The organism is Vibrio sp. 2033 (assembly GCF_033339735.1).
In genome coordinates, this window is the sequence record NZ_JAWOVC010000210.1 from 1 (window position 1) to 846 (window position 846).

Annotated in this window: 1 protein-coding gene; it reads right to left on the reverse strand. The window is 42.3% G+C overall.

Features of this window, described 5'->3' with window-relative positions; genetic code table 11:
• Positions 1 to 252 precede the first annotated feature (252 nt).
• On the reverse strand, positions 253 to 783 hold the full coding sequence (locus R7P74_RS25625) for a uracil-DNA glycosylase family protein (RefSeq protein ID WP_318123457.1): 531 nt from the start codon (positions 781 to 783) through the stop codon (positions 253 to 255).
• Positions 784 to 846 lie beyond the last annotated feature (63 nt).

Consider the following 846-nt stretch of genomic DNA (forward strand, 5'->3'; position numbering starts at 1 on the left):
GTACATGAGCTATCTAAGCCTTACCACAAATAATCTCGATTTATTGAAATCCAATACCGGCCATCAGTGCCGGTATTTTTTTACCTGAAATTTGAATTGTACAGCTTAGTAAGCATTTGGCCTGTCATGATCTAATTACTATCTAAGCTGTACAATAAAAATTAAAGTCAATTATAAACAATGACTTAAATTTATGTTGTTTGTGTTTCAATTTTCTTATTCAGATTAACTAGCAATTAGATCATAGGTAACTCAAAGCATCGAGTGAACGCGCTGTTGGATATAGGGAACGACTTCCGACTCAAACCATGGATTCTTCTTTAACCACAGCGTATTGCGTGGGGAAGGGTGTGGTAGAGGAATAAACTCAGGTTCCCAATCTTGCCATTGCTGAACGGTTTGCGTGAGAGTTTTGGGCTTGTTGGTGAGGTAGTACTGCTGAGAGTACTGACCAATAAGCAGAGTCAACTCTATATTGGGGAGCTGTTCGAGAATCTTTTTGTGCCATGTAGGAGCGCACTCTTTTCTCGGTGGCAGATCTCCCGAGTTACCTTTACCCGGATAGCAGAATCCCATTGGTACAATGGCAATTTTATTCGGGTCGTAGAACACGTCTTTGTCGATATCAAGCCATTGGCGCAGTCGGTCACCACTTGGATCATTCCAAGGTATCGAAGTGCTGTGGACTTTTGTTCCTGGCGCTTGGCCAATAATTAGAATGCGTGCGTTTTTACCGGCTTGAACCACAGGGTTGGCTTCGAGAATTAAACTCTCAGCGCAGATCTAGCACTCGCACACTTGTTGGAGTAGATTCTCTAGAGACATCTATCTTTAGTACCCTTTCTC